A 6,799-nucleotide genomic window follows, 5' to 3' on the forward strand; every position below is an offset into this window, starting at 1 on the left:
CGGCGGGGCGCGGCCCCTTCAGTCCTCGGTGTCCCAGGGCAGGACGTCGTCGAGGCCGACGGGGTCCAGGGGCACCACCACGAGCGGTCGGTGCTGACGATGTGCGAGCTGCACGGCGACCGAGCCGCTGACGAATTCGCGCACCGACTCGCGCAGACCCTTCTGCCGGGTGCCGACGACGATGAGCGCGGCCTCGACCTCGTTGGCCAGCTGCGCGATCTCCCGGGCGGGCGCTCCCGCGAGGGTGCGGATCTCCCAGGTCACGTCGTGCGTGTCGAGCACGCGGTGGAGCTCCTCCGCCAGGGGGTCACCGGCCGTCCCGGCGGCTTCCTGGTCGTCCTGGTCGTCGTCGGCCGCGTCGGGATCCAGGGGCACCGTCACCACAGCGCCGTCGGGGCCGGTGGCGACGGCCATCTGCGCGGGATCCGCCCATGCGCACACCAGATGCGCGTGCAGCTCGCGGGCCAGCCGGGCGGCAGTGGTCACCACGGCCTCGCTCTGGTGCGGGGCGAGACCGACGACGATCCTCGGCGCGTCGGACGGGGGTGTGGGGGAGGTCTGCGGTGCGGGGTCGGTGGTCATGGTCGTTCCTCCTTCGGAACTGCTGGGGTGTCGGATCGGGGGCGGGTGCGCGGGTCGGCCAGATCCGTGCCGAAAGCGCGGTCGTAGAGGTCGAGACCGAAGCTCGTGCGCAGGGGCCCGCCCTCCACGAGCTGGAAGGCGCCGTCCCGCGGGGCCCGCAGGAATGCGGCGCCCACGCCCTCGTCCTGCGCGAGGGAATCGGCGAAGTCGAAGAGGTGGGTGACGGTGCGGATCTGCACACCGCCGTCGACCAGTGCGCGGGTCACCTCGAGGAGCAGCTCGGAGCCCTCGGCCTCGTCGGTGGAGGCGAAGGACTCGTTGCACAGCAGAAGGTCGGCGGGTGCGATCGCCTCCACGATCCTGTGCATCCGCTCGAGCTCCTCGTCGAGCTTGCCGTGCACGAGCTGCGAGTCCTCCTCGCGCGCGAAGTGCGTGAGCACGCGGCCGACCGGCCGGGCGGCGAACTGCTCGGCGGCGACCACCATGCCGGCCTGCATCATCAGCTGGGCGAGCCCCAGGGCCCGCAGGAGCGTGGACTTCCCGCCCTCGTTCGCACCCGTGACGACGAGCAGTCCGGCACCGCGCAGCTCCAGGTCGTTGCCCACCGGCGCCTCTCGGCGCTGGAGGGCGAGGCACGGATCGTAGATGCCGAGCGTCGCGGTCGTGTCGGACGTGGACGGATCCGGCCAGCACACCGGTGCGTCGAGATCGCGCAACGTGTCGACCAGGCGCACAGCGCCGCGATAGAACGCCAGTTCACGCCGCAGATCCCCGAAGAAGCCGGTGACCTCCTCGACGGCGCTGGTGGTGAGGTGGGCGAGGTCCTCGAGAGCGCGGTCGCGCAGCGCTGCGAGGGCTTCGCCGCCCGCCTGGTCCCGCTCGGGGAGCACGAACGTCTCGCGGGGATGGCCCACCGGCATCCGGGCGAGCAGGTGGGGGTGGGTGAGCCCGGTGCGCCGCGCCAGGACCGGTTCGACGGTCCCGTCGACGGCCGCGCCGGCCGTGATCAGCAGGCCATCCGGCAGGGCGAGCTCGCGCAGCAGAGCGCGCAGGTCCGCGAGGGCCGACGGGGAGGTCTGCTGGTCCAGCCGTGCTGCGAGATCGCGGAACGCGGGGGAGGAGAACTCGTCCTCGATCCCCGCGCACAGCGTGTGGAGGACCTCGAGGTGGTCGGCGAGAGCACCGAGCCGGCGCACGTTCGAGGAGAGCTCCGAGGAGGGGTGACCGCGCAGCGGCAGCCAGAGGATGTCCCGGCGCACCGCGAGCGCGTCCTGGCAGAGCGCGAACAGCTCCTCGACCCGCTCGCGATGACGCAGGCAGTCCGAGAGCGCGCGCTGCCGGTGCTCGATGACGGCGGGATCGGACCGGGGATGCAGGAGCACCTGCCGGGACGCGTCGCGGGTGAGCCGGTCCCCGTCGGACATCGCCGCGAGCAGACGCTCGAGGTGCAGGTCGTCGGCGAGGTCGTCGGCGAGCTCCGGGGGAAGCGGCTCGGAGGGACCGGCAGGCAGGGAACAGGCGCGCTCGCGGGCGGGGCGACGGTCGCCGACCGGATCCAGCAGTCCTGTCTTCATCGCGATGCCCCCTTCGCGTGCAGGTGCTCGGCGATGAGGGCCGGGGCCAGGCCGTGGCGCTCGGCCAGCGCCCGGGCGAAGGCGCGCCCGGCCGCAGGAGCGCGCACCACGCGCAGCGTGCGGCGGGCGGGGTCCTCGGGATCCACCTGGGCGACCATGCTGACGGTGGCGGGGCCGATCCGGGAGAGCTCATCGATGAACGTCACGCACACCGCGCTCGCGCCGCAGTCGATGATCCGTTCGAGGACGTCGCGGGTGAGGACGCGCGCGTCGGCCAGGGCCGTCGACGCGAACGCCTCGTTGATGACGAGCACCGAGCGAGGGGTGGCGCGCTCGAGCATGGAATGCAGCCGCGCCACCTCGCGGGCGAGTCTCCCCTCGACCGCATCGAGGTCCTCCTCGCGCTCGAACAGGCACATGACCTGGTCGGTCAGCGGGATTCTTGCGCTCGCCGCGGGGACGGGGCATCCCAGGGCGGCGAGGTGGTGGAGCTGGCCGACGGTGCGGGCGAGCGTCGTCTTCCCGCCCTGGTTCGGGCCCGAGACCACGAGGATCCTCTCGGCGCCGCGCAGCGAGACGTCGTTGGTGACGACCTCGGTTCCGTCGGCGGTGAGTCGCGCGCCGAGCGCGAGGTCCCAGGCGGACTCGACCTCGAGCCTGCGATCGTCGGCCGCCGAGGGCGCGGCGCTCGTGACCTGCGGGATGCAGACCGGCAGTCCGGCCCGGCGCATCGGGGAGAGCATGTCCCGCAGGGCCAGGTAGAAGCGGACCTCGTCGGCGAAGCGGACCAGCACGGGATCCCGGAAGTCCGCGGTGCGAGCGGCGATCTCGAGGATCGGGTCGAAGAGCTCCGGCGCCAGCGCGCTCGCGTGCTCGAGCATCCAGAGCTGGACGTGGTCGAGCATCTCCGTCGACTCAGTCGTCGCCTCCGTGGTCGACTCCGCCGCCGCCGCGTCGTCGTCCGAGCCGCTCGCGTGCTCCGCGCGCTCGTCACGGGGCCCGGCGGGGCTGCGATCCGCGAAGAGGGAGAGCACCGCGCGCGTGTGCTCGACCAGGTCGTCCGTGGTCCGGTGCGGGCCGACGACGACGCGGCCGGGGCGCAGGAGGGCGTCGTAGCGGAACGCGGCGAGGTGCTCGCGCGCCGCACACGCGTCGGCCGCGAGGCTCGTGAAGGTGGGCGAGCGCCGCAGGGATCTCACGTGCTCGGCGAGCAGATGCCAGCCGTCGCGCGTCGTGCTGCCGGGAGCGCCACCGGCGGTCTTCTCGTCCTCGCGAGATCCGTCGTCCGCCGGGCCCTCGTCGGCCGTGATCCGTGCGGCGAGGAGGGGGTCGAGCGCGTCCACCGCTCCTGTCCACACCGTGAGTGCGCGGCAGTGCAGCAGCACGCTCAACAGCGGGGAGCGGGAGTCGGCCGCCGCCGTCTCGAGGCGCGCGGAGTGCGCCGCGGCCTGCAGGAACGCCTGGATTCCTCGGCGCAGGTCCTGGTCCTCGAGAGCGGTGAAGACGCGTTGGCGGTAGGCGATATCCGCGGGATCGGAGAGCGGATGGATCCATGCAGCGCGCGCTGCAGGAGCGCTCTCCGCGATCCTCGTGAGGACCTGGTCCAGGGCGAGGTCGTGCAGGGCCGAGGCGGCATCTGCGCTCGCATCGAGGGCCGGGGCAGCGCCGCGCGGCCACAGGATGCTGGTGAAGACGGACTCCGATTCCGGGCGCACCTGTGACTCCTCTCGTCACAGGCGCCATCGGCCGAAGCGGTTCGGGCTCTCTGCCCCGGCGAGCACCATCGCCACGGCCAGGATGCACCTTGCGCAGGGACTCCACAAGACCCCGGAGCGGCGCATGCCGCCGAAGAACCGCGCGACGCGAGCACTCACATCGGCGGTCCGCGCTGTGACGCACCCGTCCTTGCCAGCGGAGGATCGAGCGCGCACACTATAGATGAATCTTCAACAACACACGTCGGCCCTCGGGAGGGGCGGCCGCGACGCCGAAGCCGACGACGAAGGAGAGAGCCATGACCGCGACCGCATCCGTGACCGACGAACTGCACCTGAACCCTGAGACCGGGATGGACGCCGTCACGCTGCGCGTGGGCGATCTCGAGAACATGGCCTCCTACTACGCCAGCGCGCTCGCGCTCGAGCCGATGGAGGAGCGTACTCGCGGCACCGAGGTGCACCGGGTGCTCGGCCGCGGCCAGGTGCCGATGATCCGCCTCATCGGCACGCCCGGCCTGCCCGCCGTCGACCCGCGCGCCGCGGGACTGTTCCACACCGCGTTCCTGTTCGAGGACCAGGCATCCCTCGCCGCGACCGTCGCCCGCGCCGCCTCCGATCCCCGCAGCCGGTACGTGGGCTCGGCCGACCACCTGGTGTCCGAGGCCTTCTACTTCACCGACCCCGAGGGCAACGGGATCGAGCTCTACATCGACCGTCCGCGCGACCAGTGGACGTGGCGCGACGGCGAGGTGCAGATGGACTCGCTGTTCCTCGAGCCGAACGCGTACCTCACCGCGCACCTGGACCAGGACGTCGTCGCCGCCGGCCCCGCGCGCGCGGGCAAGGTCGGGCACGTGCACCTGCAGGTCGGGGACGTGCCCACCGCCCGCCGCTTCTACATCGACGCCCTCGGCTTCGAGACCACCGTGGGCAACCACCCCGGCGCCCTCTTCGCCTCCGCCGGCGGCTACCACCACCACGTCGCGATGAACGTGTGGAACAGCGCCGGCGCCGGGCCGCGCGCCGCGACCCTGGGGCTCGGCGACGTCGCGATCACCGTGCCCGGCCGAGAGGACCTCGACGCGCTCGTGGCGCGCCTGCGCCGCGCGGGCATCCAGTACGCCGACGAGTCCCATCGCGTCGTCGTCCACGACCCCTGGGGCACGCAGGTCAGCCTCGCGGTTCCCGGCACCAGCGCCGAGGAGCTGCTCCGCCGCTGAGCGGAAGGCCGACGGGCCCCGCCGGGCTCCGGCGGGTACCGGGGCCGGTCAGGCGATTGCGACCGGGGAGGCCGGTCGGGCGCCTGTCACCAGGGCAGGATGCCGTAGCCGCCGTCGCCGTCGCCCTCCGTGGTCCACAGGTGCCCCCAGAGCACTCCGCTCGGGCCGTCCTCGGGAAGGGTCGCGAGGTGCACGCTGGGTTCGGCGCCCTGCTCGACCGGGCGGATCCCGCGGTGCTGGGTGAAGTCGGTGTCTGTGAAGCCCGGGTTCGCGGCGTTGACCTTGATCGGGGTGTCCCGCAGCTCCTTGGCGTACTGGACGGTCATCATGTTCACCGCCGCCTTCGAGCTCGGGTACTGGATCGAGGCGGGCGTTCCGCTCACCGGCGAGCCCGGGTTCACGGTCGCGTCCATCGAGCCGATCTCGCTGGAGACGTTGACGATGCGCGCCGCGGGCGCCCTGCGCAGCAGCGGCAGGAACGCATTGGTCACGCGCGCCACCCCGAACACGTTGATCTCGAAGACCGAGCGCATGTCCTGGATCGAGGTATCGCTCGGCGCCGCACGGTGCCCGCCGACGCTCGGCACGCCCGCGTTGTTGACCAGGGCGTCGAGGTGGTCGCAGCGGGCGAAGACCCACTGCTCGGCCGCGCGCACGGAGTTCTCGTCGGTCACGTCGAGGCGGACGGCGTGGGCGTCGATGCCCTCGCCGCGCAGGCTCTCCTCGGCGGTGCGGCCGCGCTCCTCGTCGCGCGCGCCGAGCAGCACGGTGAAGCCGAGGCGCCCCAGCTGCCGGGCCGTCTCGAATCCGATGCCCTTGTTGGCGCCCGTGATGAGGGCGATCCGGGCGTGGGCGGTGGCGGGGTGGTGGTCTCGTGGCTCATGCTCGCGAAGCTACGCCGACGGGGACAGCGCGAGCTGGGACGGTGCCGGGCTCGTCGGTGTCGAAGGGAGGCGACCTCAGCGGAAGCGCGGGTCCTCGTCCTGGCCGCGCAGGGAGCCGAGCTCCGTGATCGGGGCGCCCTCGAGCTCCGCGCGCACCGCCACGTCGTCGAAGTCCAGGAGCTTCGTCGCCAGCTCCTGGGCGTCGCCGTCGCCCACGAGGTGGTGCAGACGATCGGCGTCCCAGCCGTCGGGCTGCTCGCCGGCCTGCACCCGGCGCAGCGCTGCGACCAGCTCGGCGAAGCCGAAGATCCCGCCGGAGTCCTCGGGCGGACAGGCGCCCTCGCCGCCCAGCAGCTCGGCGGTCTCGATGGTGCCCTCGCTCGTGCCGGCGACGGCGACGCGATGCTCCCAGTCGTCCCCCATGTCGTACAGATAGGTCAGGACGGCACTGTCGCCGAGGGCGTCCTCGAGGGTCACGCCGCGCTCCTCGGCCTCCTCGGACTCCGGCTCGAGGAGCCAGCGCGCGCTCGCCGTCCAGTAGCTCTCGCCGCGTCCGAAGCCGTGCCGATGCCTGTCCTCCCAGCCCATCGCGATCTGCAGCACGTGGTGCAGATCGGTGAGCAGCACGTCGGACGGCACGCGCACCTCCCGCCACACGGCGGGCTCGCAGTCGACGAGTGTCACGCGGAGATCGAGGATCGTCATGCAGCCCACGGTAGGCCGTTCGATGGGCGTGGGGGCCCCCCCCCCGCGCGCCCCCGGGCGGGCGGGGGGGGGGGGGGGGGGGGGGGCCGGCGGGGGGGGGGGGGGGGGCGGGCGGG

General features: G+C 73.1%; 6 protein-coding genes and 1 riboswitch. Of the genes, 1 reads left to right on the forward strand and 5 read right to left on the reverse strand.

The annotated features are described in order from the left end of the window. Positions 1–18: 18 nt before the first annotated feature. The 3 genes from I8D64_RS08340 to I8D64_RS17780 are packed head-to-tail and all read right to left on the reverse strand — an operon-like array spanning position 19 to position 3,871. The gene (locus tag I8D64_RS08340) at positions 19–582 is read right to left on the reverse strand and encodes a universal stress protein (RefSeq protein ID WP_200502014.1); all 564 of its coding nucleotides are present in this window, start codon (positions 580–582) and stop codon (positions 19–21) included. Next, positions 579–2,156: a MutS-related protein gene (locus tag I8D64_RS08345; protein WP_200502015.1), complete on the reverse strand. Its 1,578-nt coding sequence runs from the start codon at positions 2,154–2,156 to the stop codon at positions 579–581. The genes I8D64_RS08340 and I8D64_RS08345 overlap by 4 nt, the downstream gene beginning before the upstream one ends. Further along, positions 2,153–3,871, reverse strand: a complete 1,719-nt coding sequence (locus I8D64_RS17780) for a MutS-related protein (RefSeq protein ID WP_200502016.1) — start codon at positions 3,869–3,871, stop codon at positions 2,153–2,155. Before I8D64_RS17780 ends, I8D64_RS08345 begins: the two co-directional genes overlap by 4 nt. A gap of 11 nt (positions 3,872–3,882) precedes the next feature. Beyond that, a riboswitch (Fluoride riboswitch) is annotated at positions 3,883–3,953 on the reverse strand. 217 nt (positions 3,954–4,170) lie between these two features. Between I8D64_RS17780 and I8D64_RS08355 the strand changes: the two genes are divergently transcribed. Then, entirely contained in the window at positions 4,171–5,094 is a 924-nt protein-coding gene (locus I8D64_RS08355) for a VOC family protein (protein WP_200502017.1), read from the forward strand. Between the two features lie 86 nt (positions 5,095–5,180). Here I8D64_RS08355 and I8D64_RS08360 read toward each other — a convergent pair whose 3' ends face one another. Together I8D64_RS08360 and I8D64_RS08365 are read right to left on the reverse strand one after the other, a co-directional pair. Continuing rightward, a complete protein-coding gene (locus I8D64_RS08360; protein ID WP_200502094.1) occupies positions 5,181–5,936 on the reverse strand; it encodes an SDR family NAD(P)-dependent oxidoreductase in 756 nt (251 codons plus the stop codon). A 117-nt stretch (positions 5,937–6,053) separates the two neighbouring features. Beyond that, positions 6,054–6,683 carry a plasmid pRiA4b ORF-3 family protein gene (locus I8D64_RS08365; protein WP_200502018.1) on the reverse strand — a complete coding sequence of 210 codons (630 nt, stop codon included), beginning with the start codon at positions 6,681–6,683 and terminating at the stop codon, positions 6,054–6,056. Positions 6,684–6,799: the final 116 nt, after the last annotated feature.

Origin of the sequence: Brachybacterium halotolerans, from assembly GCF_016623465.1 — a bacterium.
Lineage (GTDB): Bacteria > Actinomycetota > Actinomycetes > Actinomycetales > Dermabacteraceae > Brachybacterium > Brachybacterium halotolerans.